At 58.3% G+C, this 23,495-nt stretch carries 27 protein-coding genes; 16 read left to right on the forward strand and 11 right to left on the reverse strand.

The window, feature by feature from the left end; translation table 11 throughout:
• Nucleotides 1–54: 54 nt before the first annotated feature.
• Complete coding sequence (locus KUW62_RS06785; RefSeq protein ID WP_224814749.1) at nucleotides 55–1,410, forward strand: type VI secretion protein ImpB; 1,356 nt, start codon at nucleotides 55–57, stop codon at nucleotides 1,408–1,410.
• A gap of 8 nt (nucleotides 1,411–1,418) precedes the next feature.
• Here KUW62_RS06785 and KUW62_RS06790 read toward each other — a convergent pair whose 3' ends face one another.
• Both KUW62_RS06790 and KUW62_RS19075 read right to left on the reverse strand, forming a co-directional pair.
• Complete coding sequence (locus KUW62_RS06790; protein ID WP_224814750.1) at nucleotides 1,419–2,210, reverse strand: hypothetical protein; 792 nt, start codon at nucleotides 2,208–2,210, stop codon at nucleotides 1,419–1,421.
• 154 nt (nucleotides 2,211–2,364) lie between these two features.
• Nucleotides 2,365–2,592, reverse strand: a complete 228-nt coding sequence (locus KUW62_RS19075) for a hypothetical protein (protein ID WP_224817159.1) — start codon at nucleotides 2,590–2,592, stop codon at nucleotides 2,365–2,367.
• On the opposite strand from KUW62_RS19075, the gene KUW62_RS06800 reads away from it, so the two are divergent.
• Nucleotides 2,482–4,536: a catalase gene (locus KUW62_RS06800; protein WP_224817054.1), complete on the forward strand. Its 2,055-nt coding sequence runs from the start codon at nucleotides 2,482–2,484 to the stop codon at nucleotides 4,534–4,536. The two genes, KUW62_RS19075 and KUW62_RS06800, sit on opposite strands and share 111 nt — an antisense overlap.
• A gap of 40 nt (nucleotides 4,537–4,576) precedes the next feature.
• Here the strand turns inward: KUW62_RS06800 and KUW62_RS06805 are convergent, their stop codons facing one another.
• Nucleotides 4,577–5,833, reverse strand: a complete 1,257-nt coding sequence (locus KUW62_RS06805; protein ID WP_370632859.1) for a cation:proton antiporter — start codon at nucleotides 5,831–5,833, stop codon at nucleotides 4,577–4,579.
• Between the two features lie 274 nt (nucleotides 5,834–6,107).
• Between KUW62_RS06805 and KUW62_RS06810 the strand changes: the two genes are divergently transcribed.
• From KUW62_RS06810 to KUW62_RS06830, 7 genes are all read left to right on the forward strand, one after another.
• Nucleotides 6,108–6,683, forward strand: a complete 576-nt coding sequence (locus tag KUW62_RS06810) for a hypothetical protein (RefSeq protein ID WP_224814752.1) — start codon at nucleotides 6,108–6,110, stop codon at nucleotides 6,681–6,683.
• Nucleotides 6,680–7,075: a phage holin family protein gene (locus KUW62_RS06815; RefSeq protein ID WP_224814753.1), complete on the forward strand. Its 396-nt coding sequence runs from the start codon at nucleotides 6,680–6,682 to the stop codon at nucleotides 7,073–7,075. The genes KUW62_RS06810 and KUW62_RS06815 overlap by 4 nt, the downstream gene beginning before the upstream one ends.
• Nucleotides 7,065–8,186 carry a DUF3618 domain-containing protein gene (locus KUW62_RS06820; RefSeq protein ID WP_224814754.1) on the forward strand — a complete coding sequence of 374 codons (1,122 nt, stop codon included), beginning with the start codon at nucleotides 7,065–7,067 and terminating at the stop codon, nucleotides 8,184–8,186. The genes KUW62_RS06815 and KUW62_RS06820 overlap by 11 nt, the downstream gene beginning before the upstream one ends.
• Nucleotides 8,187–8,252: 66 nt before the next feature.
• Nucleotides 8,253–8,459, forward strand: a complete 207-nt coding sequence (locus KUW62_RS19080; RefSeq protein ID WP_370632860.1) for a hypothetical protein — start codon at nucleotides 8,253–8,255, stop codon at nucleotides 8,457–8,459.
• A complete protein-coding gene (locus KUW62_RS19085; RefSeq protein ID WP_370632927.1) occupies nucleotides 8,456–8,704 on the forward strand; it encodes a hypothetical protein in 249 nt (82 codons plus the stop codon). Before KUW62_RS19080 ends, KUW62_RS19085 begins: the two co-directional genes overlap by 4 nt.
• Nucleotides 8,701–9,192 (forward strand): YihY/virulence factor BrkB family protein, encoded by a 492-nt coding sequence (locus KUW62_RS19090; RefSeq protein ID WP_370632918.1) that lies wholly within the window; start codon nucleotides 8,701–8,703, stop codon nucleotides 9,190–9,192. Before KUW62_RS19085 ends, KUW62_RS19090 begins: the two co-directional genes overlap by 4 nt.
• A 66-nt stretch (nucleotides 9,193–9,258) precedes the next feature.
• Nucleotides 9,259–9,576, forward strand: a complete 318-nt coding sequence (locus KUW62_RS06830; protein ID WP_224814755.1) for a hypothetical protein — start codon at nucleotides 9,259–9,261, stop codon at nucleotides 9,574–9,576.
• Between the two features lie 13 nt (nucleotides 9,577–9,589).
• On the opposite strand, the gene KUW62_RS06835 is transcribed toward KUW62_RS06830, so the two are convergent.
• The 5 genes from KUW62_RS06835 to KUW62_RS06855 all read right to left on the reverse strand — a co-directional run bounded on the left by KUW62_RS06835 (nucleotide 9,590) and on the right by KUW62_RS06855 (nucleotide 14,047).
• Nucleotides 9,590–9,868, reverse strand: coding sequence for a DUF3253 domain-containing protein (locus KUW62_RS06835; RefSeq protein ID WP_224814756.1), 279 nt, complete (start codon nucleotides 9,866–9,868; stop codon nucleotides 9,590–9,592).
• Between the two features lie 81 nt (nucleotides 9,869–9,949).
• Entirely contained in the window at nucleotides 9,950–10,612 is a 663-nt protein-coding gene (locus tag KUW62_RS06840; protein ID WP_370632919.1) for a LysE family translocator, read from the reverse strand.
• Nucleotides 10,613–10,687: 75 nt separating this feature from the next.
• Nucleotides 10,688–10,885 carry a CsbD family protein gene (locus tag KUW62_RS06845; RefSeq protein ID WP_224814757.1) on the reverse strand — a complete coding sequence of 66 codons (198 nt, stop codon included), beginning with the start codon at nucleotides 10,883–10,885 and terminating at the stop codon, nucleotides 10,688–10,690.
• Between the two features lie 179 nt (nucleotides 10,886–11,064).
• Entirely contained in the window at nucleotides 11,065–12,519 is a 1,455-nt protein-coding gene (locus tag KUW62_RS06850) for a deoxyribodipyrimidine photo-lyase (protein WP_224814758.1), read from the reverse strand.
• Nucleotides 12,512–14,047, reverse strand: a complete 1,536-nt coding sequence (locus KUW62_RS06855; RefSeq protein ID WP_224814759.1) for an FAD-binding domain-containing protein — start codon at nucleotides 14,045–14,047, stop codon at nucleotides 12,512–12,514. The genes KUW62_RS06850 and KUW62_RS06855 overlap by 8 nt, the downstream gene beginning before the upstream one ends.
• Nucleotides 14,048–14,275: 228 nt before the next feature.
• Between KUW62_RS06855 and KUW62_RS06860 the strand changes: the two genes are divergently transcribed.
• Nucleotides 14,276–14,668 (forward strand): STAS/SEC14 domain-containing protein, encoded by a 393-nt coding sequence (locus KUW62_RS06860; protein WP_224814760.1) that lies wholly within the window; start codon nucleotides 14,276–14,278, stop codon nucleotides 14,666–14,668.
• A 536-nt stretch (nucleotides 14,669–15,204) separates the two neighbouring features.
• On the opposite strand, the gene KUW62_RS06865 is transcribed toward KUW62_RS06860, so the two are convergent.
• Nucleotides 15,205–15,561 carry a hypothetical protein gene (locus tag KUW62_RS06865; protein WP_224814761.1) on the reverse strand — a complete coding sequence of 119 codons (357 nt, stop codon included), beginning with the start codon at nucleotides 15,559–15,561 and terminating at the stop codon, nucleotides 15,205–15,207.
• A gap of 277 nt (nucleotides 15,562–15,838) precedes the next feature.
• Here KUW62_RS06865 and KUW62_RS06870 point away from each other — a divergent pair, with 277 nt between their 5' ends.
• Nucleotides 15,839–16,987: a glycosyltransferase gene (locus KUW62_RS06870; RefSeq protein WP_224814762.1), complete on the forward strand. Its 1,149-nt coding sequence runs from the start codon at nucleotides 15,839–15,841 to the stop codon at nucleotides 16,985–16,987.
• Here the strand turns inward: KUW62_RS06870 and KUW62_RS06875 are convergent.
• Both KUW62_RS06875 and KUW62_RS06880 read right to left on the reverse strand, forming a co-directional pair.
• On the reverse strand, nucleotides 16,934–17,794 hold the full coding sequence (locus KUW62_RS06875; protein WP_224814763.1) for a glycosyltransferase family 2 protein: 861 nt from the start codon (nucleotides 17,792–17,794) through the stop codon (nucleotides 16,934–16,936). The genes KUW62_RS06870 and KUW62_RS06875 overlap by 54 nt on opposite strands.
• A complete protein-coding gene (locus tag KUW62_RS06880) occupies nucleotides 17,791–19,866 on the reverse strand; it encodes an HAD-IIB family hydrolase (RefSeq protein ID WP_224814764.1) in 2,076 nt (691 codons plus the stop codon). The genes KUW62_RS06875 and KUW62_RS06880 overlap by 4 nt, the downstream gene beginning before the upstream one ends.
• Before the next feature lie 190 nt (nucleotides 19,867–20,056).
• Here KUW62_RS06880 and KUW62_RS06885 point away from each other — a divergent pair, with 190 nt between their 5' ends.
• From KUW62_RS06885 to KUW62_RS06905, 5 genes are all read left to right on the forward strand, one after another.
• A complete protein-coding gene (locus KUW62_RS06885) occupies nucleotides 20,057–20,794 on the forward strand; it encodes a Crp/Fnr family transcriptional regulator (protein WP_224814765.1) in 738 nt (245 codons plus the stop codon).
• 127 nt (nucleotides 20,795–20,921) lie between these two features.
• Entirely contained in the window at nucleotides 20,922–21,413 is a 492-nt protein-coding gene (locus tag KUW62_RS06890) for a DUF892 family protein (protein ID WP_224814766.1), read from the forward strand.
• Nucleotides 21,414–21,438: 25 nt separating this feature from the next.
• On the forward strand, nucleotides 21,439–21,903 hold the full coding sequence (locus KUW62_RS06895; protein WP_224814767.1) for a PA2169 family four-helix-bundle protein: 465 nt from the start codon (nucleotides 21,439–21,441) through the stop codon (nucleotides 21,901–21,903).
• Nucleotides 21,900–22,394: a ferritin-like domain-containing protein gene (locus KUW62_RS06900; protein ID WP_224814768.1), complete on the forward strand. Its 495-nt coding sequence runs from the start codon at nucleotides 21,900–21,902 to the stop codon at nucleotides 22,392–22,394. The genes KUW62_RS06895 and KUW62_RS06900 overlap by 4 nt, the downstream gene beginning before the upstream one ends.
• 2 nt (nucleotides 22,395–22,396) lie before the next feature.
• On the forward strand, nucleotides 22,397–23,440 hold the full coding sequence (locus tag KUW62_RS06905) for a glycosyltransferase family 4 protein (RefSeq protein ID WP_224814769.1): 1,044 nt from the start codon (nucleotides 22,397–22,399) through the stop codon (nucleotides 23,438–23,440).
• Nucleotides 23,441–23,495: the final 55 nt, after the last annotated feature.

Below are 23,495 nucleotides of genomic sequence, written 5' to 3' on the forward strand. Positions count from 1 at the left end.
TATCTTGTCATCAGCGGTTTTGTTCTTGTACTGTTCTCTCCTATGGAGAGCTGCATGACCGATCACATGCGCGGTCGCGCCTGCGGAATTGAACGACTTTACCTTGATTTCGACAGCTTTTTCGCGACCGCCGAACAGCATTTCAATCCCGCCCTGCGCGGACGTCCCGTCGGCGTGGTGCCGCTCGATTCGCCAAATACCGGCTGTATCGCCATCAGTCGGGAAGCCAAGGCGCGTGGGCTCAGGGGCAACGCGCCCATCGCAGAAGCGCGCGCGGCCATTCCCGAGATGGTGTTCGTCGTTGCGCGTCATGATGTCTATGTGCGGCTGCATGATCGCATTCTGGAGGTGATCGAAAGCTGCCTCCCCATTGCCCATGTACGATCAATTGATGAGTTGGTCTGCGAATTGCTGCCCAGCGAAGCGGCGGAGGGACAGGGCGTGGCGGAGCGTATCAAGCGTGCGCTCGCAGAGAATTTTAGTGACGTGCTGACGTGCTCTATCGGAATGGCCCCGACCGAGCTGCTCGCCAAGATCGCCGCCGAAAAAAGCAAGCCGGATGGTTTCGCCTTGCTTCAGGCTGCCGATCTTCCTGAAGCGTTGAGCGATCTGAAGCTTCGTAAGCTGCCTGGTATCTCGGAAGGGATTGAACAACGCCTGGCTGCGGCCGACGTAACAGATTTTTCGGGGCTTTGGGCGCTGGCCCCAAAACAGGCCCGTGCGATCTGGGGCAACGTGGAAGGTGAACGCTTCTGGAATGGCTTGCACGGCTATCATTCGGAGCGTCCGGAGACGAAGAAGCGGATGTTCGGCCATTCACGCATGTTACCATTGGACTGGCGCGACAACGCAAAGATTGCAATCTGCGCGCGACAGCTAGGCCTCAGCGCGGGACGCCGCCTTCGCCGGGCTGAGCTGCGAGCCACGAAGCTGACGCTGAGCTTCCGCGGCGGCGGCTACCGCACCCGCACCGCAAGCAAGAGCGACACCCTACGCTGGCAACGAGAATACGGCTTTCCCCCAGCGCAGGACGACCAGTGTTTCCTGAAAACGCTTGCGAGAGGGCTGGACGAGGCAAGGTCTTCACGCGGCTTCAAACCACGTTCAGTCAGCGTCATGCTGCATGGCTTGGTAGACGACGCGTCGGCCACAGGCGATCTATTCGACCTGCCGGGTGCCGCAGCGCATGACCGGTCCAACGCGGTAGAACGCCAAAAATGGGAACGCGTGAGCGCGGTCATGGACCGCCTCCGGCATGACCTGGGTCCCGAAGCCATCTCTTTAGGACCGAAGGCAGAGGTTCCTGGCGGGTATCTAGGCGCGAAGATCGCCTTCGGACGTATTCCCGATCGGGAAGATTTTAACTCTGCACCCGTACCGGATGAACAGACCCACTTCTGTTCCTTCTAACACAACGATCACTGCCCCGGCGACGCCGAATAGCGCGCGGCCCAGGAATGGAATTCAGAGGTCACATCGTCCGGCTTCTCGCTTAATTCCAGCCAGGGAAGTTCGTCCAGAATAGTCCATAGATGACTTTGACTGCTCGGTGGCCAGTCATCCATAAGTTTTGTCAGACCCGATGGCAGGCGTCTTTCTGCATCGGCGGCCGAGTAATAGAGCGCGAATGGCGCTGCGTTTAGCATGGCGACCAGATCTGCGACCTCGAACAATAACATCCGATCATCATGATTGCCGACATGCGAGATGACGTCGACTTTCTTAAGCAACGCTCGACCCCGGGCTACGGTCTGAGTGGTCGACAAAACAAAACTGACGGACAGCGTCAGTACCACCATACCATTCACACCGACAAGCACGCCAAGAAGAGACCAACCGGCGCTTCGAGGTTCAGTTATGCCACCCCCGACGGTCGACAGGAGATGACCGACATGGGATGCGATACCGGTGAGCGACGCTGCTGACTGCGTATCCGAATTGACCACAGCGTCTTCCACTCCGGCGAACACCAGCGTCCATCCACTCGCGTGTCCGACGATCCACCAGGTTGCGATCGCCGACATCACCGCAACTCCGGACAGCCGGTGCTTCAGGTCCCCATCCGGGAACCGTCTCACGACGGCGAAGGCGCCGCGTGCGACGAATTTCGAGATTGGGCTAAAGGACGCTGCTCCGATCGTCGTGACCAAGAAGTCGAAGACGACGAGGCCGATCAACAAGAGCCCGATTAAAGTGACGATCAAATCCACTTCTATTCCCTTGAATCGTCACGGCGACCAAAGACATATCACGCAGCGCCTCACGAGCGGCTCTTAAGCCATCTGTCACGGACAGTTCGAACAACAGGTTGATCAGGATCTGCGCCCATTCACGGATTGCTAGGTCGATCGGACCAGCGTGCCGTCAAGCTATATTGAAATGGCTTCCATCAGACAAAGTAGTCTTTTCATCAAACCCGCGCAGGTCTTGACGGTCCTGCGCTTTTTGGCGCGCGTGACTGGAGGATGCTTGATGGCGAAAATAGATGACGTTGAACTCGATAAGGGTGGTGCGCCACACCAGACGACGGCAGATGGCTACGACCCCCTGACGACGCAACAGGGTGTGCCGGTTGGGGATGATCAGAACCATCTGAAAGCCGGGGCGCGGGGCCCAATGCTCGTCGAGGACTTTCATTTTCGAGAGAAGATCTTTCACTTTGACCATGAGCGCATTCCCGAACGGGTCGTGCATGCCCGCGGTTATGGGATGCGCGGTTACTTCGAACTGACTGACGACCTGTCCAACGTGACGGATGCGAAAGTTTTGACCGAAGTCGGCACAAAAACGCCTGCCTTCATGCGTCTGTCGACCGTGGCCGGCAGCGCAGGCTCGCCGGACCTTGTGCGCGATGTGCGCGGCTTTGCGGTCAAACTTTATACCAGCCAAGGTAATTGGGACCTGGTCGGCAACAATATTCCGGTGTTCTTTATCCAGGACGCGATTAAGTTCCCTGATCTCATCCATTCGGTCAAGCCGGCCCCGGATCGCGGCTTTCCGCAAGCGCAGTCGGCGCATGACAATTTCTGGGATTTTGTCTCATTAACACCAGAAAGCATGCACATGGTTATGTGGCATGTTTCGGACAGGACGATCCCCCGATCTTTTCGATTTATGGAGGGGTTCGGCGTGCACACCTTCCGGCTGTTGAAGGGCGATCAATCGACGTTCGTGAAGTTTCACTGGAAGCCGAAGCTCGGGATGCAATCAGTACTCTGGAACGAAGCGGTGAAGATCAATGGTGCCGATCCCGACTACCATCGACGCGACATCTGGAATGCGATCGAAACGGGCGATTATCCGGAATGGGAGTTGGGTGTTCAACTCTTCGATCAGGAATTCGCCGACAGTTTCGCCTTCGACGTTCTCGACCCGACAAAGATTATCCCAGAGGAAGAGGTGCCTGTCCGCATCATTGGGCGGCTCGTTCTGGACGAGAATGTCGACAATTTCTTTGCAGAGACGGAGCAGGTGGCCTTCTGTACGCAGAACGTCGTGCGCGGTATCGGATTTACAAACGATCCGCTGCTTCAGGGACGCAACTTCTCCTATCTCGACACGCAGTTGAAGCGGCTCGGTGGGCCGAACTTCACCCATATCCCAGTCAATGCTCCGAAATGTCCCTTCGCGAATTTCCAGCAGGACGGCCACATGGCCATGTGCAACCCGAGCGGTCGCGCGAACTACGAACCCAATAGCTGGGGGACTGACGAGGGCGGTCCTCGAGAAAATCCGGAGAACGGATACAAGCACCATCCGCAGGAGGTGAGCGGCGAGGCGGTTAAGCTGCGCCCGGAAAGCTTCGCCGATCACTACAGTCAGGCGCGGCAGTTCTATATCAGCCAGACGGAGGTCGAACAGGGGCATATGCAAGATGCGTTGGCGTTCGAGCTGAGCAAGGTCGAACGCGCCGACATTCGCGAACGGGTGGTGGCACATCTGCGCAACATCGATGAAGGCCTGGCGGAAAGCGTTGCTGACGCGCTTGGCATGGACCTGCCCGATGCGATTGAACCCCTCGTTGAGCCGGATCGGTCCCTGGACGCTTCGGATGCGTTGAGCATACTGAAGAACGGTCCCGACAGCTTTGCAGGACGGACGCTGGGCATTCTCGTCTCGGAGGGTGTGGATGCCGATCTTGTTACGAGCCTGCAATCGCGGATCAAGGATGTCGGCGGCAGTTGTAAGGTCGTTGCTCTAACCGTCGCCGGTGTGCGCTTGAGCGACGATGGCGAGCTTGAAGCCGATGAGAAAATCGAGGGCGGACCGTCTGTCCTGTTCGATGCCGTCGCAGTCATCGTGACATCAGACGGAGCCGAGCAGATGGCAGATGTTCCTGAGGCACGGGATTTTGTGAGCGACGCTGTCTCGCATAAAAAGTTCATTGCCTTCACGGATGGCGCCGAGAAGCTCTTCGAAGCGGCTGGCCTGGACGCGAACACAATCAAAGGGTGTTTCGCAGTGTCCGACGCCGAGTCTCTGGACGCTTTCGTTGAACAGTTGAAAGAACTCCGGGCGTGGAGTCGGGGCGGCTAAAGGTATGTGCGTGGAGTATTTCGCAGGCGGGTTTCCGTAGCTAGGTACCTGATCGTCGTTTGCTGATCTGATCCATCGCCCACCCCACCGAGAGGCCATGCAGCATGGTTGACAGGACAATCGTCAATGCAACGATGGCCCAAAGCCGGTCGGCATCGGCGAAATCCTCCGATCCCAATGCGTAGCTCAGATAATAGATCGATCCGATGCCGCGAACGCCATAGACCGCAATTACTCCCCGATCCGTTCTCGGCAGCCCTAGTCCAATCCCCGATACCCATCCGAACACCGGACGCACCACGACCAGCAGAAGAACCGCCAGAGCGATATCGGACCATGCAAGAGCAGGCAGAAGGAGCGGCAGTGCCGCGCCCAAACCGATCAGCAATAGCGCTGTGAGGGCATGTTCTATGGATTCGGAGAAGTCATGCAGCCGCTTGTGAAAGTGGTGGTCCTCTTCGACACGCCGTAGGGCAAGACCCATGACGGCGACCGCCATGAACCCATAGCCTTCGACGAGCTCTGTCGCACCGTAGCACAGGAATACACCCGCGATTGCAACCACACCTGATCCGGTTTCGGCCAGAGCGGCATCCCTTGGAACCGAGAAGAGCAGATAGGCCAGAGCGTGTCCGAACATCCAACCGGCGAAAGTTCCCACAACGATCCTGTAAGCGACGTCGATGGCCAGCCAGTTTGTCAGCCAGTCCATCTCGGTAACGCCGTAGGCGAATACCGAAATAGCAAGATAGACGAACGGGAACGCCAACCCGTCGTTCAGCGTCGCCTCCGTGGTCAGGGTGAACCGCACTGGATGTTCTTCGCCTTCCTGTGGCGGTCCGACCTGAACGTCGGCGGCCAGAACCGGATCGGTCGGGGACAGGACCGCACCGAGCAGCAGCGCGCCGGCAAGGGTGAACCCGCCCAAGGCTACTCCAAGGATTGCCGTTGCCGCGATTGTCAGCGGCATGGCAATCACCAGCAAGCGCACGGTCGGACGCCACTTCTCCCAGGGGCCAAGGCGGTCGATGCGCATACCCGCACCGAAGAGGGCGGCAATCACGCAAATCTCGCTCGCACTCTCCCAGAGTTTGGGCTGCGACCGCGGATCGGGAACGGACGGAAGCTCCGCAATGATCAAGGCTGCGAATGCGGACAGCAAAATTATCAACGGCGCCGCCGCAGGTTCGCGTTCGGAGACAAGTCGCGGCAGCCATCTGGCCAGGACAATCACAGCGCCAATGACGGCAAGCCAGAGATGGTAGGCACTGAACTCGAACAGGTGTTGCAATGTCACACAGCCATTCCCCGCCTTTGTAATTGAACCGTGGCCGAACCCGAAAACGTCCTCCTGGCTGCTCTCGACGGGTCCAGTATGCCAATTTCCACAGGCTAGGTGCGGTAGGCCGGCGACCGTCAATCTACATTGAACTGCGCATTCCTGGTTTCTCTAAGCTGCCAACAAAACTCAGGGAGCCCACGCAGATGCACAATCTTTTCTATCTCATCGGACTGGTCGTGGTTGTTCTCGCGATCCTCAACTTCATCGCATAGCAAACAAGGAGGACGACATGGCTGATCCCAATTCCCCTGCCAAATCCGCGGAGACAACCCCGTCTTCTCGACCATCGAAAACCGAAGGTACGACGTCGGTTGCCGACGATGCGAAAGAAATCACATCCGATGTGTCGCAAAGGGCCGCGTCTCACGCTTCAGAAATGAAGGACAAGGCCGTCTCCTATGCCGAAAGCCAGAAATACAGCGTGGCAGAAGAAGGTCACAACGTTGCTTCGGCCCTACGGAAGGCGGCTGACGAGATGCGATCGGGATCGCCGCAAGAGCGAACCCTCGGGCAAATTGCGGACGGGATCGCAGACGCGTCTGACGCCATCAAGAACAAGGATATGAGCGAGATCGTGGGTGATCTGAACGGGTTTGCACGGCGCAATCCGACGGTCTTTCTCGGTGCGGCCGCGCTTCTGGGTTTTGTCGCCGTGCGCTTCGCGAAGGCGAGCAATGATGGCAGCGCGCAGTCAGGCCTGTCGGATTTTGGGGCCACCTCGTCCTCGACGGCCCGCGACCGTTCCGGCACGCAGACATCCTCGGTCACGCCTGGTCAAACGACATCACAAGGAGCTCGGACATGAGTGAGACGTCAAAATCCGCAAGCGGTCTCGTCGGCGACGCGCTCGGTCACGTAAGTGCCCTTGTACGCAACGAGGTCGATCTCGCCCGGGCCGAGGTCAACGAAAACCTGAAGTCCGCCGGCGTTGCCATCGGTCTCATCGTCGGTGCGGTGGTGGTCGCGCTTGTGGCCTTGAACGTGCTCGTCGCGGCCGTGGTCGCCGGTCTGACGGAAGCGGGCCTGCATGGCGGTTGGGCTGCGCTGATCGTTGGCGTGGTGCTTGCCGGAATTGCCTACGCGATGGCGCACAAGGGCACCAGCGATCTCAAGTTGAGCAGCCTCGCACCGACGCGCACCGCAGAGAACCTCAAACGCGACGCCGAAGCCGTGAAGGAGGCTTACAATGACGACTGATACCCGCACCCCAGAAGAGATCGAACGCGACATCGAACGCGAGCGCGCCGGTCTGACGAATACGATCGAAGATCTACAGGACAAGTTTTCTGTGGAAACGCTCGCCCGGCAGTTCACCGACCATCTACGCGAGAATGGCAGTGACATCGGTCGTTCGGTCTCGCAGTCGGTCAAAGACAATCCAATGGCCGTGGCTCTGACCGGGATCGGACTTGCCTGGATGATCTTCGGCGGCGGATCCTCGTCGCAGCGTCCGAACTACCAGCGCCATCACGACGATAACGACCGATATCGCTTCGCGTCGGACCGGCGTCAACGCCCTGGGCTTGACTATGATCGCGGTGACCGGTCGCTGGGTCGCGACACCGAGCTGGCGTGGCTGCAATCCGGTGGCGGGCAGAAGTATGGCACCACGCGCACAACCTCCGACCTCGGTGATGGCAATTCTGACTCCGAAGGCGCATCGATCAAAGACGCCGCGGAAACAGCCGGGACGAAAGTGAAGGAGACCGCACAGTCCGTGTCCGACAGCGCATCCTCGACTGTGCAATCGGCAAAAGAGGGAGTATCGGATGCGGCGGATCGCACCACAGCTCAGGCCGCGGCACTTCGTGATCGCCTGTTTGAAGGGACGGAGAAACTTTCCGAAGAGGCGCGCAATCGTGTGGTTGCAGCGCGGCAGCATGCCTGGGACTCTTACCAGGCTGCGCAACGCCATGCCCGGAAAGGTCAGCGGCGTGCCGCCGAACTCTACGAAGATCAGCCGCTGATCGGAGGGGCGCTGGCCTTTGCCGTGGGCGCCGCCGTCGCTGCAGCTCTCCCGCGCACGCAGATGGAAGACGACTATTTGGGCGAACAGAGCGATGCAGCGATCGCCGAGGCCGAACGCGTGTTCCAGGAAGAAAAGTCCAAGCTGACGGAGGTTGCGAAAGCGGCCGGGAACGAAGCGAAAAAGGCTGTGAAGGATGTTAAAGACACGGCAGATTCGAAGGCGTCTTCCAAAACTGCTGCCAAGTCTGCCGCAAAGACCGTCAAAAAGGCGGGCGAGCGTGTCACGAGGGCGGCGAAGGATGAGGCAAAGAAACAGGATTTTGGCAAGCCAAAGTCCTGATACACAATTTGTCGGGCCATACTCAGACCGCGCTACTATGAGCGCTATCGCGAGGGAGGGGGTGTAATGGCCAGAGGACGTGAGGCGGAGACACCTACAGAGATTCCAGCGAAAGGCTGGAAGGATATCGCCTTCCGGGTGAAAGACGAGATCGCCGCCGATCATGTCGGACTGATCTCCGCCGGTGTTGCTTTCTATGCCTTGATGGCAATCTTCCCCGCGATCACGGCGTTGATGGCGCTTGCAGGGCTGGTGTTCGAACCCGAGCAGTGACGGCGCAACTGGAAACCCTCGCTTCCTTCATGCCCGAGGATGCCGCGCAGATCATTCTAGATCAGGCCGTTGCCGTGACCGAATCGCAGAATGCCGGACTGGGTCTGGCCTTCTTCGTCGGCATCGCGATCGCGATCTATTCTGCATCCAAAGGCATGGCGAGCCTGATCGAAGGTCTGAATGGGGCCTGCGACGAGGAAGAGACGCGGGTTACGTCAAACGGACAGCACTCCCGCTTGGTCTGACTTTATTCCTGATCATCGGCATATTGGCAGGGTTGGCGGCTGCTCTGGCAGTGCCCGCTCTACTTGGAGCAATCAACCTTCCGGCATGGATCGAACTTATCCTTCAGATCGGGCGATGGCTCCTTTTGGCGCTTCTGACGATCCTGGGCCTCGCCGTCCTTTATCGGTTCGGTCCGTCGCGGGACAAGCCCGAATGGCAGTGGCTGACGCCGGGCGCGATCCTCGCCTGCGTCGTATGGCTGGTCGCCTCGATCACGTTCTCCGTCTATGTCAGCAATTTCGGTAGCTACAACGAGACCTTCGGCAGTCTGGCCGGTGTGATTGTCCTCCTCATGTGGCTGTGGTTGTCTGCGTTCATCATTCTAATGGGGGCGGAGCTTAATGCCGAGATGGAAGCGCAAACCCGGCGCGATACGACCACCGGTCCTGATGAGCCTATGGGCGCGCGGGGAGCGCAGAAGGCGGATAAACTCGGGGAGCAGGCCTGATCAGCCCCTCTCCCTGTGCTCGTGCTTTCAGTTGCAGTGCCGGGCGAAAGAGGGGACTTCAGTGCCATGAAAACTGACTACCCCGTTACGCCGGATGGTCGATACTTCGTCGCAAAGGACCGGCTCTGGCGTTGTACTAATCCCGATCTGACGGACAGCGAGCGACGGACCTATGTCAAGGAACTGATGGAAGCCCGGCGCGCCGTCAAACATGCCTCGACCCAGACTGAATTGCGGGCAGCGCGATCATCAGTGCAGCGCGCCAAGGAATGCCTCGGCGAACGTGGACCGGTTTGGTGGGACGATGGTGCGGAGGACGTGACCCGATATCACCCTAAGAACACTGAATATGCTGATTGGTGGGCAGAGATCTCTGGCGAGTAGATAGCGCGGTGCGCTAGTCCGGCTGGATCGCAATACGATAGATGCCGGAGAAGTCATCCGGATCGACGGGCTGACCGCCCTGTTTGATCGCGATTCGACCGGTTTTCGCAGCGTCGATTGCACAATCGCGAATAGGACCCATCAACGGTCGCCACGCTTCGGGATCACCACTGGCAATCTCGCGGGCGACTTCCGAAGGACAGATGGTTTTCTCCGGCCCTCTCTGGAAGGCGAGACGCATCATCGTCTCATCAATTTGATGGTTTGTGGGGGTAGTGAGCTTCTTATTCATGATCCTGTTCGAACATCATGGCGCTTACCCAGGGTCACTTGCACGCATCACCCTCCTGACAAGTTGGCGCGTCGCTGAGGGCTATGCTGTTCGTTCGCTGCGGGCCAAGAAGACCGCCGCGACCCCCATCAGACCTGAAGATGCACGGTTGATGATCCGTCGTCTCAAAGGCGTAAGAGCGTGAACGCCGACAAGCGCACCTGCCGACACCCAGAGCAAAGCGGCCACCCCTTCGGCCACCAGGTAGAGCGCGCCAAGGGCAAAAAGCTGCGGCATCATCGGCGCAGTATCGGACACGAACTGGGGCAGAAAGGCTGTCAGGAGAAGATAGGCTTTTGGATTGCCCATCAAGGTCAGGAATTCGCGGCGCATGAGGGTGGATACGTCCGGTGCCTCCAGCTCGGCCGAAACATCCGCTCGCCAGAACTGAACGGCCAGAAAGAGCAGGTAGGCGACCCCGATCCATTTAAGAATGACGAAGGCGACCTCCGATGTCCGCAGGAGCACATCCAGACCGAGCGAGACCAGGACGACAAGCACAGCCCAGGCGGCGAGACGGCCGACGATGCTTTTTGCGGTGCGCCGCCATCCGGCTTTGGTCGCGGACACGAATGCAAGAAGGTTGTTCGCCCCAGGCGATGCACCGAGCAGAAGCGCCGCCGGAAGGAAGATCAGAAGCTGTCCAATGTCGTTGTCGCAGGTCTCCGATGTGAATCGTGGATAAACCTCGATGCTATGCGCGATGCCCCGGGCGGCAAAGCTCGTTCGAGAAAAACCCGCCGTGACGGCGGGTTCCTCTCTTGCACCTCGGCAAACGAATCAGAGCGACCGCTGCCAGCGATCAACCTCTTCTTCGGCCTCTTCCTTGGTCTTGCCGTAGCGCTCCTGAACCTTGCCAGCGAGTTGGTCACGTTTGCCGGCAGCGACGTCGAGGTCATCATTCGTGAGCTCGCCCCATTGTTCCTGGGCTTTGCCTTTCATCTGCTGCCATTGGCCTTCGATCTGATCCCAGTTCATGGTCTCCTCCTTAGTTTACGTGGATCGACGCTCTGACGAGTAGCCCGTCCGAGCGGAGACGCGGGATTGCGTCGGAGCAATTCTAACGTGCCAGCACGCCACTGGTTTCAAGACAGCTTAATGCCTCCGCAGTTGCAGTCCGACCGTTGATTTGTATATCAGACGCCAAAATCTGAGCGTTAAAGCAGATCGTGCGGCATGCCGTCCGGCACATCGATAGACACGGTCTTTCTCTTCGCCCAATTTTCCAACCATTCTACCGCTCCCGGTCGTTTCCGGATAGCCCGGTCGGATTTCGGCGCCACCCAGCCGTAGATCGGCTGTTCGCGGTAGCTCGGTTTGGACATGCCGAAAACCCATCGCATATTGCCGTAGGTCGCCGGGTCCCGTCCGTCGAGGGATAGGCGGTCGTTGAGATAGCAGGCGGTATTCCAAGCGGTCTCCGGATCCCGCGTCCACTTGATGATCTGCTTGCCCCAATACATGCGCAGATTGTTGTGCATGTACCCGGTCTCAAGCCACTGGCGCTGCGCAGCGTTCCAGGTTTCGTCGTCAGTTCGGCCGTGTACGAGATCGGTGAGGGAATAAAGAACTGGGCGTTCGTCATCGGCGTGGTCCAGCAACGACTGGCGCGGGCGCTCCGGTACCGTCTGAAAACCGTCGGGCTGGTCTGCCTGATAGGCGAGATAGTGAAAATATTCGCGCCAGGTCAGAAGCTCGTCGAGATATTTCCATTTCGCGTTGGCCGGCGCATCCGCCGCTCGAACCGCAGCGGTGATGACGCGTGGCCCGATCACCCCGAAATGCAGATAGGGCGACAGGCGCGAGACACTGTCCTCTTCGGCCGGGTTGTTGCGGCGATAAGGATATGTCTTCAGCGAATACTCAATGAACTCGGCAAGCGCTGTCTCAGCGGCTGCCGCTGTCGGCGGAAACTCGGGGCAGGGGAGCAGGCTGTGATCGATCACACATTCGGAGATGATCGATCTGATCTTTGCGTCGGACTTGTCGGCCAAGCCTTCATCGGCAAAGCAGACGTTACCCTCATAGAGCCCGCACCGGCTGTCGAAGTCCGCAGCATGAGCTTCGTAAATCGACCGCAGCTCGCCGCTGGCCTTGCGGAACGCCGGCGTGGTCGAGAGGTTGTCGGGCAGCATTTGCGTCGGCACCAGACGGGCGGTGTCGATCGCGAAGACCGCGCGGTCACAGCGTTCTGCGAACCGCTTTGCCTGCACCCGGGCGACGAAGACCGGGTGATCGTCGGTAACGACGGCGGCAGCGCTTTCGGCCAACCGGTAGACCAGACCTTTCTCACGACGTTCGTCACGGTCGACATAGGTTACACACCGCAGCCCACGCCGTTTGCAGCCTTGTTGAAGATCGCGGCTCGCGCCCAGAAGGAAGGCGTGCAACCTATTCGATGCATAGGGGTAATCTTCCCGTACGCCATGATAGACCAACACAGGCAGGTTGAGCTGATTGCCCAGATCAACCGCCCCGTCGATGGCAGGATTGTCCCAGGCGCGAAGCGTCTGCTGCAGCCAGCAAAGAACATAAGCCGTCTTCGTTTGGTTGACTGGCTGCGTGTTCAACGCTCGCACGCGGTCGGCAATATCCGATGACCAGTCAGGCATTGCCTGCCGCCTTACGGGGACGCCTCTCGCGCACCTCTCGCGGTTTGCGGCTGCCATGCTTGTCGAAAACAGCGGCGGCTTCCTTTTTGGCTTCACTCGTGCGCCGGAGGGCGTAGATGCGCTGCTTCGCTTCCTTCGTGGTCTCCCGGTAGTCGACGATCGGGGAAGGGTAATCCGCGATTGGGTCGTCGCGCAGCCACGGTTCCTGCAAGTCTTTCCCGTCCAGATGTGCGAGCTCGGGAACCCAGGTGCGCGTGAATTCGCCCGTCGGATCCTGATCGTAGCCCTGCTTCACCGGAGAATAGATACGCACCGCATTGATGCCGGTTTCGCCTGACTGCATCTGACTTTGCGGCCAATGGATGCCGGGCTCGTAATCCGTAAAGAGCCGCGCCAGAACCTCGCCCGATTGCTGCCAGGGGAGCCAGAGGTTATAGGAAGCAAACGACATGAGCATCGCGCGCATGCGGAAATTAATCCAACCGGTCGCCTTCAGGTAGCGCATGCAGGCATCGACGAAGGGATATCCGGTCTGGCCCGTGGCGAAAGCTGTCAGTCGGGTGTCGTCGTTTGGCGACGGCCGCAGCCCCTCGTAGATGCGCGCCATGGGCAGCCATTCGATCTCCGGCTCCGCCTCGAGTTTCTGCATGAAATGGCAGTGCCAATGCAGCCGACCAATGAAGGATTTGAGCGCGCCCAGCCACAGGCCGCGTTCGGATTTGGGCAGTTCCGCGATCTCGGCCTGCCGTTTGAGGGTTGTTTGGTAGATTTCCCGCATGGAGAGGCTGCCCGCAACAAGATGCGGAGAAAGGCGCGAGCAGGCCGTTTCGCCGGTGACCGGGCTCGACATCGCTTTCTGATAGGGTTCGCCGCGGTCGTATAGAAAACTCTCAAGCGTTTTCAGAGCCGCCGCCCTCCCGGGCGGTTGAAGATCCTGAATGCCATCATGCTCGAGGCCTAAGTCCTTCGCATCCGGCAGCATCGTATCTCCGAACGACAGCCAGTCGATCTTGTCCGGTACCGGGCGGATCGGTTCTGACATCATGGCATCCCAGCGTTTCGCCCATTTGTTGCGGTCAAGCGCGCCGCCGCGCCAGATGCCGTATTGCTGGAACTCTTCGAAGCGAACCCCATGATCGCGGCACCAGCGATGAACCTGTTTGTCCCGTTCAAAAGTCCAGGCATTGCCGGTCTCCATATGAGCGACCAGCCGAAATGAGCCGTGGACGGAACGAATTTCCTTCAAAGCGTCAACAACCGAACCGATATGGATGGTGAGGCGGCCGCCATGGTCGGCGATGTGATCCTGGAGGCTCTCGACTGCGCCTTGGACAAATACCCATTGCCGGTAGCTGGTATCCGGAAGTGCCCAGTAGTCCGGTTCGACAACGTAAAGCGGAAGCACGCGTCCGGCCGCGCTCGCGACACAAAGAGCCTCGTGGTCTTCCAAACGCAAATCCTTCTTGTACCAGACAACGGTCAGGGCAGGTTCATCGATGTGCGTTGATGATCGTGTAGACGTCTTCACAAGGGCAAATGACTTTCCATGGTTCGCAACAATGACCCGGGTCTGTGGCCCAGGTCCGACAATCCCAGTTTATTGGCAGTGAACATGGTGCGGCGTCGCCATGCTTCAATCTAGCGGAACGCCAGTTCCCATAGACAGTTCCATACTAGACGCGACTCCGCAGCGCCCTACCCACGTAGCGACCAGCCGGAGTGATCGAACAACTTTGGATCAAAAAGGATGCCCATAATGACTTTGACACTCCCCTCCGTTCGAGAAATCTCCACCGACCAGGAGACTGTCTACGCCTTTGAAATTAGCGGCCACGTCTCTGACGACGATGCCGAGGCGCTGGCGAAATACATGAACGACGCCTTCGACCGGCACGAAAAGGTCAGCATGCTCATGAAGCTCGACGGCTATGAGGGCAGCGACAAGGATGCGATCTTCGATGGAGATGTGTTGGAATCGCGTTGGCGTTCGCTTTTCAAAGTCGAAAAGTATGCTGTCGTCGGCGCGCCGGACGGGGCGGAGAAGATGATCGGCGTCATGGATAAGCTCATCCCGGTCGATGCCCGAACCTTTAAGACCCATGAAGAGCATGCCGCTTGGAACTTCGTCGGAGCCAATCCGAAAATTTAACGGCCGAAGCACCCTTGATCCTTCACCACGTGACAGCCGATTTGCCGGATGGCGTGGTGCCGATGCGGCGCATCGCATCATACCGGCTTGAAGAGCGTGCAGACCTACTGGGCTAGACACCCGACCTCAGTACATTCGTGGGAGAGTTACCATCGATTAGACCAAAGCGATCGAAGGTGCTAATTCCGATCTTCAAGATTTGCAATATCTTGATGAGTAGCGGATCAAACATGCTCTTGTGGAGGGCGGTTCGGTTTCGGAAGAAGGATCATCTTACGCCCAATCATTGTCCGACGTGACAGCGGGTTCGCCGGCTTGCCAATCTCGGAACTCGCGCCTTCCGCATCGGAGACGAGCCAATGAAGCGGCGGGTGTTTCATAGCTCGTGCATGTCGGCGTATGGCTGAGGTAAGCCCCATACTGTCCAGGACCGGTCTCAAAGGAAAAAGCGCTTCCCCAGGGACATAGGGAAGCGCTTAAGCACTCCTTACAGAGTACAATGTGGACCAATCGGTCCACGGGGGGGCACTTTCGCCTTAGCCATCGCCTTCCGGCCAGACGTCTTGGTCTTCCTTGTTCGTTTCTTCGACGAGGAAGAAGTCGTCCGGACCATCGTCTTCGTTGAGGAACTTGATGCTCTTCATATCGACGGCGGCATCCTTGATGCCAATCCTCAGGAGCCCTCCGACATCTAAGATATCACCCTTCATTTGAGCGTCCCGATCCGAGATCAGCTCGTTGACCTCCCGATTTTCGTACGCCTTCGCTTCGGAACCATTCGGTACGACCGTTTCGGCGGTAAGGGGGCGAACTCCTGTTCGACCAGACAATCGCGCAAACCGATCAACTCGGAAGGTAGAGGTCCTCACACTGGTCAGATCGTAGGTGGCCATCATCCCGGAATGAGCATCGGCAAGAGCACCGATGCTAATCGCGAGGCTCACGGCAGTGACAGCGAAACGTCTTTTTTCATCGAGTATCTCCTAATTTTTGGCGCCCGTATTAATCGGGTCCTATACGGCCGGTTTCCCAACGCAGTTGCTTCGGGGCCGCCCGTTTCCAATTGAACGGTAAGCAGCGCGCAGGACTAATGCTTCAATCTGGATTGATGCTCTGACACACCAAAATCATAGTCTGGACGTCTGCCTGGCTACTCTTGGAGAAGTACTCATGTCGCGTCCGTTCGCCTTCTTCGTGCATCATCAGGGACGCGGCCATGCGCGACGCTGCGAAGAGATCATTCGCCATCTCGATGACCGTCCGATCACGATCCTCAGTGCGGATCGAGTGATCTTTGGAGATTTCGACGAGCGCATCTCCTTCGTTGAACTGCCCAACGCTATCGGCGATCCGAGTGCAACGGCCGCGCTGCACAATCAGCAAACGCCCGATGTCACTCAATGCGTGCCTCTTGGCTCATCGGCGTTAAAGGCCAATGCAGAAGAGATCGTAGGCGTCTTCAAGCGTGACAATCCCGCGTTGATGATCAACGATGTTTCGGTCGAGTGGGCATTGCTAGCCCGGTTATGTTCGGTGCCGTCCGTCAAAATCCGCATGCATGGCGACCGGTCCGATGCGAGCCATATCGCGGCCTATCAGGCCTGCGTCGGTATGATCGCGCCCTTCCATGCTGATCTCGAACAGCCCGACTACCCCGAGTGGGCAAGAGCCAAAACGTTCTATTCCGGCGGACTCTGCACCAGTCTCGATGCAGTGCCGGAAAAGAAAGAAGCACGTGATCGGCTCGGTCTTTCGCCGGATCGGAAGATCATTTTGGCGCTTTCGGGAGGGGGCGGCAGTGGTGCAAATTATGCCTCGCTGACCATGGCCGCACGGGCGTTGCCGGACGCGCTTTGGCTGACCGTCGGTCCGGTCCAGCTTGAAGGGCATGAGACCGAGTTCACCAATCTGCGTCAATGCGGCTGGGTCGAGAATGTCCTCGACTATCTTGCTGCCGCGGATGTCGTTGTCGCCTCGGCGGGCGACAACACCTGTCACGAGATCGCGCGGGTGGGACGGCCGTTCCTGTGCATCCCCGAATGGCGCTACTACGATGAACAGGTGGCGAAAGCGCGCGAACTTGCGCGTCTGGGTGCCGCGCATGTCCTAACCACCTGGCCAGCAAGCAATGCACAATGGCAGAGGGCAATCACGGGAGCGCTTGAGGTTGGCACGAAACGACTTGTACCGCTCTTCGACGCGCAGGCCGCCAAGAAAATTGCCAATCATCTGATCGCGCTCGATGGGCATCTTTGGGACGACCGCTCAACTGAAGCGAACCGAACCGTCGCATCGGGCGGCCTTTCGCTCGTTGGCTGACGGGTAGCGGACGATCTCGATCAAATCATCGCCCCAGTCGATGAAACCACCTTCAACAAGCTGATTCAGCCAATAGTCCATGCACCAGGACCCATGCTTCTGTCGAAACAGATTGGCGTTTCGCACGATGTCCTCGAGATGGGTGAGCGGGGGTTTTTCGACCGCATGCCATTGATGGACGGCGCGGGCGTTCGGTACCCAATGGAGGCCGATATCCGATTGATCGAGACGCACTGCAAAGTCAGTATCCTCACCCCCGTACCCTTCAAAAATCTCGTCAAACCCGCCAAGGCCCCAGAACGTTTCGGTGGTGAGGGCGAAGGAAAGGCTCCAGAATTCCGTCGCCAATGGTATTCGTCGGATACCGCGCCCCAGGACGTCTTCAAACCGTCGCGCCGGATGTTGTTCGCTCACCCCCCAGAGAGCTTCAGACGTCATGGTGCCGGGTCGATGGTCTTCGGCCAGATACCGTGTCTCTCCCATGAGACAGCGGTCGACCGCCATGGCGTCCAGATAGGCTTCGACCAAACCGGGCAGCGGGATACAGTCCACGTCGAGAAATATCAGAGCCTTGCCCATTGCGGTACTCGCGGCAGCATTGCGCGCCGCTGCCAGTCGCGGGCGAGACCCACCCACCTGCACTTGGCGGACGGGAAAATTCGTGTTTGGAAGCTCGGCGAACGGGTCGGGCTGCATATGAGCGATGACCAGTTCCGTTGGTGCTATCGTTTGCCGGGTCATGCCGTTGATAAGATGGCGCAGATGCGACTCTCTCCCTCGCGCAATGGTGCAAATACTCGTCGTCATGGCGCGGTCTGGGCCCAGTCATGGGCCAAGCCTTCCAGGACACCCGCAGCAAAGTGGTCTTTTGCAAAGTAGCTTGCCTGGCGTGATCTGAGATGGGCGAGTTCGGAGGAATGGTTACCGACGATGATCGGTTTGCCGACCATTTCCAGCATATGGATGTCATTGCCGGAATCGCCCGCCGCCCAGATGTCGGAAGGTGAGATGCTAAGCCGGTTCGCGACATGGTGGATCGCGTGGCCTTTCGACACACCGCACGGCAACAAGTCCAAGAACCGGCCATGCGAATATATCAGTTCGAATTCGAGGCCGGCCTCCTCGAGTGCTGATCGAACGTCGCGGCATCGGTCGATCTCATAAAGGTAGTAGCTGCGCTTGAAACCGCGCTGCTCCTGTTTCGGTTGTGGCTCCAGCCAATCAAAGCCTGTTAGGGCGCTTTCAATACCGTCAGGACTCCAGGTGCCGCGCCCCAAAGGTGGCCAACCGTCTTCGCGCTCCATCTCACGGAAAGCGGAATCGTGGATCCAGTAAATTTCAGAGCCGACCGATGTGATCAGAAAATGCGGGGCCGGAATATCCCACTGTCTAATGATATCGATTGCACTGTGCAGCGATCGGCCTGTGGCGATCCCAAAAGCGGTGCCGGGACGAGACCGCAGCCAACTCTCCAAACGCCGCAGAGCCAATTTGTCGCCCGTTAACGTGTTGTCGATATCGCAGACCAACATTGTGTCGAACTTGTGCTGTGACCGAGAGGCCCGGTCGGTGCGATCCGGGCCGGCAAGCCATGCCACCTCTGCAAGATACACCTTGGCGTGACGATCCCAGGAATAGAAGTCGCAGGCCGACAGCCCGTTGTGAGCTGCGTCCTTCCAGGCCTTATCATCGCGAAGCAGGCTGAGAATAGCGTCACCAAGGGCACCGATATCAGTGGGATCAACAAGGATGCCGTTCTGGCACCGCTGCAGAATGTCATTTGGCCCGCCATTGTTGGTCGCGACGACGGGCAGACCCGACGCGGCCGCTTCGAGGAATGTCAGCCCAAAAGGCTCGTTAAAGGCCGGATTGGCGAAGACGCCACGCCGCTCCGCAGCGTCGCGGTAGATCCCTGCCACATCCTCCTCCCGATGCGTTTTGGGAAAGGCGACCTTTCCCCAAAGATTATAGTCGTCGATAAGTGTGAGCAGTTCGGTCAGAACCTCGCGTGGTTCCGTATCCTCCTCGACAATTTTCTCGCGGGTTCCGGCATAGATGATCAGGTTTGCCGCCTCCTGCAGCCTGCGATTTTCGCCAAAGGCGCGCACCAACCCTGCGAGGTTCTTCTTTGCCACTGGGCGGGCCAGCGCAAGGATAGGCGGTTTGTCGGGATCGATCAGGAACTGGTTGCGCACTTCGCTGCTAACCCGGCTCTCCTCGCGACAGTTTTTGAACCTTTCCAGATCGCAACCCGGTGGATTGACGCGAACACGCTCTGGCCGGGCCGCAGGATAAAAGCCGTACTGCAGTTCCGCCTCGTCCATCGAACTTGCAATGATCCGATCAGCCGCAGCGATCACGCGTTTTTCCATGTCGATGCGGTCTCGAAGCGTGCCGGTCAGGCTACGTCTGCCAAGGGTTCTGGCTTTGACATGGCCAAGGGAATGCGCGGTGAAAATAACCGGTATGCCGAGACGGCGCTTCATCTTGACGGCCAGCTCACCACCATCGGCATAGTGGCCATGCAAAACGTCCGGCCCAACAGGTAAAGCGCGAATATGCGCTTCGAGATGGTCGGCGAGAACAGGAAGTTCGAACCGCAGGTCCTCCTTCGCAATATATTCGTCGCTCGCTCCGTCGATGCGAATGATCGATGAGCGATCTGAAATCTGTTCCTGACGCTCTGCGTAGTGGGTGCCGAGTTTGTCGCTGTCGAACCGCCGGACGATAATCTGCTGCTTCAAAGAAGGGGACTGACGTTCTGCCGCATCCACCAGTTCGAGCAAATACTTGATATGCCCACCCGTATCCGGCGTTACCCCATAGGGAACGTTCCGCGCCCGAAGGCATCCCTGCAATGCGACATGCATGATGAACATGTCGCAGGACTAATCGTGAACAGACGATCTGACATTGCGCTATATTGATGTTAAACTGCGACAATATGGTTTGGTCGCTTCGACCGGCTGATACTGGAACATTGTGCGGTCTACGAACCTCTGTCCTAGACCGGAATTCGAATGCATATGGAGACCACGACTGAATCTGGTCTTGTGAGAAAGGACCAGAATGTCGGACGATTCCCAAAGTTGCCTTGTCGAGAAGCTCTCGTACTACATCGATATCGACGAGACTGCCGAAGACCATCTTGCGTCGCTCGAAGAGCAAGAGCGCAGCTACCATCGTCATCAGGAAGTCTATAGCGAGGGGGACGAGCTCAAATACCTCTATGTGGTGAAAGAGGGATGGTTCTATTCCTATACGGACATGCCCGACGGGCGGCGTCAGATCGTGCGCGTCCTGCATCCTGGTGACATCATCGGCTTCCCTGACATCGCCTTCACTGAAGCCACATGTAGTATTCGCGCTTCGGAAGACGGTTGCCTCTGCCCGTTTCCAAAACGCAAGCTTGACGCAATCTTCAAGGAATCGCCAAAGCTCACCGCGCTGATGTTCTCGATCGCTAATCGCGATCACGCCTGTGTCATCGACACGCTGCGCGCCATGGGACGGATGAGCGCGCGGGAGCGTCTCTCTTATTTCTTCCTCGATCTGATCTCCCGGCTTCGGATTACCAACAAGCAAATGACCGATACGATCCGCATGCCGATGAACCAGCATGAGATGGGCGACGCGCTCGGCTTGACGCATACCTATGTCAGCAAGACGATCCGCGAGATGGAAGACGAAGGTCTCATCAGCCGTGACGGAGACACGCTGACGCTCGAGCAGGAGGACAGACTCAAATCCATGGTCGATTTCTCTGACCGCTACGCGAAACTCGACACCTCCTGGTTCCCCAAATGATCCATGTTCAATCCGCGCCACTAAACACGGTTCTATCAAGATAGATTGACGCACATACGGCCCGCGCAGTGCCTACTGCTCCGCAACCTTGTCGTCTGCCCGCAGCCGACCGTTCAGGAGGGTGCCTATGTTCGTGCAAACCGCGCAGGATCTTTTTTCCCGGCGCCTCGGGGACGTCTACTCCAGTGCCTGCTTTTTGGCGCAGCACATTCCTTCGATGGTGACTGCCACCGAGAATGAGGATTTGCGCAAACTTCTGAACCTCTATCTCGATATCGTGCGCGACAACGCCGATCGCAGCGAAGCCGCACTGCGGCAATTGCCACCCGCGGTCGGACAGCGCGAACCGACAGCGGTCCCAGCGATGGTGGATGACTTTTTCGATCTGATCGAAGGGCTCCAGGAGCCATCGCTTGTCGATGTGGCCATAATTTTTTCGAGCAGCGAGATCGGGATTTACGAAGCGCAGCGCTTCCATCTTCTCTCCGAATTCGCTGATCAGTTGGGCCGGGCCGATGCGATCGACGCGATGAAAAAGAGCGGCGAGTCCCTGAGCGCGATCTGCGACCAGCTTCGCGAAATCGTCGGCAACGGCAAGGCGCAACCCCGCCCGAATTGATCCTATCTAAAGAAAGGCACAGAACGTGAATTCCGAAAACGACGCATTGGAAGAACTCTATACGACTGTGATCGATAGCCGGGACGGTTACGAAAAGGCCGCGGAGGTTGTCGACAGCCCACGCCTTCAGTCTTTGTTCGAAGAGCTAGAAGAGAGACGAGCGCGCCATGCTTCCGAGCTGCGCGAGTATCTGACCTCGGCCGATATCGACCTCGACGATGACGGCACGATACTCGCATCCGCACACCGTCAGTACCTTGGATTGAAGGACATGATCTCTGACGACGACGACGCCGTGGTGGCCGAGGTCATTCGCGGCGAGCGGCAACTGCTCGATGCCTATGACCAGGCCATCCGGCCGATGGATGCCTCAAGCCCCGCCTTCTCTTTTGCAACCGAGCAGCACAGGAACCTCGAAGCGCATATTGAGGAGCTTGAGCTGCTCGCTGAAGACAACGATACCCCCTCGACACGAAACGCAATCTCATGAGCATGGAGAGCCTCAAGGACGTCTATATCGACCAGCTGCAGGATATCTACAGCGCCAACAAGCAATCCGCGGATGTCACGATCGAACTCGCCAAGGCGGCGACCAACGAAGAATTGAAGGAGGCGCTGAGAACCGGCGTGAAAGGTATTCGCGACGGTATGGACAAGGTAGCTGGGATCGTGCGTGACCACGATGCAGACCCCGACGGCGAGCATTGCAAGGGCATGGAAGGTCTCGTCGAAGAGGCGAAGGCCCACGCTCTTGAAGAAGAGTTCGGCGATGACGATGCACGCGATGCGATGATCATCACGCAATATCAGCGCATAGCGCACTACGCGATCGCGGGCTATGGATGTGTCGCCGCCTTTGCCGGCCGTCTCGATTTTCACGAAGACAAGGGCACCCTCGAAGACTGTCTCGACGCCTGCTATGACGGCGATCGCCGTATGACCGAACTGGCAAGCTCGGGCATCAACGAAGCGGCGGCGTAAGGTTGCGGATCGCGCAGGTCGCTCCCCTGATCTTCCCGGTGCCGCCATGCGATCACGGTGGCACCGAACGGGTTGTTTGCGATCTGACGAACGGGCTCGTTGCCCGTGGTCACGAAGTCACCCTCTTCGCCGCCGACGGGTCTCAAACAGATGCCGATCTTGTCTCGCAAGGACCGCCTGTCGCCGCAATTAAAGATGCTCCACCCTCGCTGCCTTCGGCCATGGAATGCGTGATGCTCGACCAAGTCGCGGCGCGGGCGGACGACTTCGACATCATCCATTGTCACACCGAGCTCTACCATGCCGCCGTGCTGAGGCCCCGGCGGCACAAGACGATCATGACGATTCACTGGCGTGCGGATCAACTCGACCGGCAAATCTATTTCGACCATTTTCGCGATCAGAAGGTGGTGGCGATTTCCAAGGCACAAGCCGCCACATTGCCAGCGTCGAACTGTCTCGACGTTGTGCATCATGGCATTCCTGCCGATCAGCTCCATCTCGACGATGGGGCAGGGGGATATGCGGCGTTTCTCGGACGAATGACCGACCAGAAACGCCCTGATCTCGCCATCGAAATCGCACGGCGCGCGGGACTGCCAGTCCGGCTCGGCGGCACCGTGGATGTCGGCAATCCGGATTATTTCGTGACCGAGGTCGAACCGCTTCTAAACGAGTCCGCGACCTATCTGGGTCCAATCACACAGGATCAGAAACAGGCCTTTCTGGGCAAAGCATCCGTGTTTGTCTTCCCCGTTGACTGGCCGGAACCGTTTGGGTTGGTGATGATCGAAGCCATGGCTTGCGGAACACCCGTGGTCGCTTGGCGCAATGGCAGTATCGAAGAAGTCATCGATGACGGCGTCAGCGGCTTCATTGTCGATAGTGTTGAGCAGGCGGTTCGCGCCGTGGCGCTTGCGAAAGCGCTCGATCGCAGAGACGTGCGGCTGGCCTTTGAGCGCCGGTTCACAAGCGCCCATATGGTGGACGGATACTTGCGCGCCTATGAGACGCTGCTTCAGAAGCCGGAAAGACTGCAGGCGTGATCGCGGCGCATTTGCCAATTTCGTCAGTGGACTCCCGGTGCTTCTGTTGCGGCGC

This window comes from Hasllibacter sp. MH4015, assembly GCF_020177575.1.
Taxonomy (GTDB): Bacteria; Pseudomonadota; Alphaproteobacteria; order Rhodobacterales; family Rhodobacteraceae; genus Gymnodinialimonas.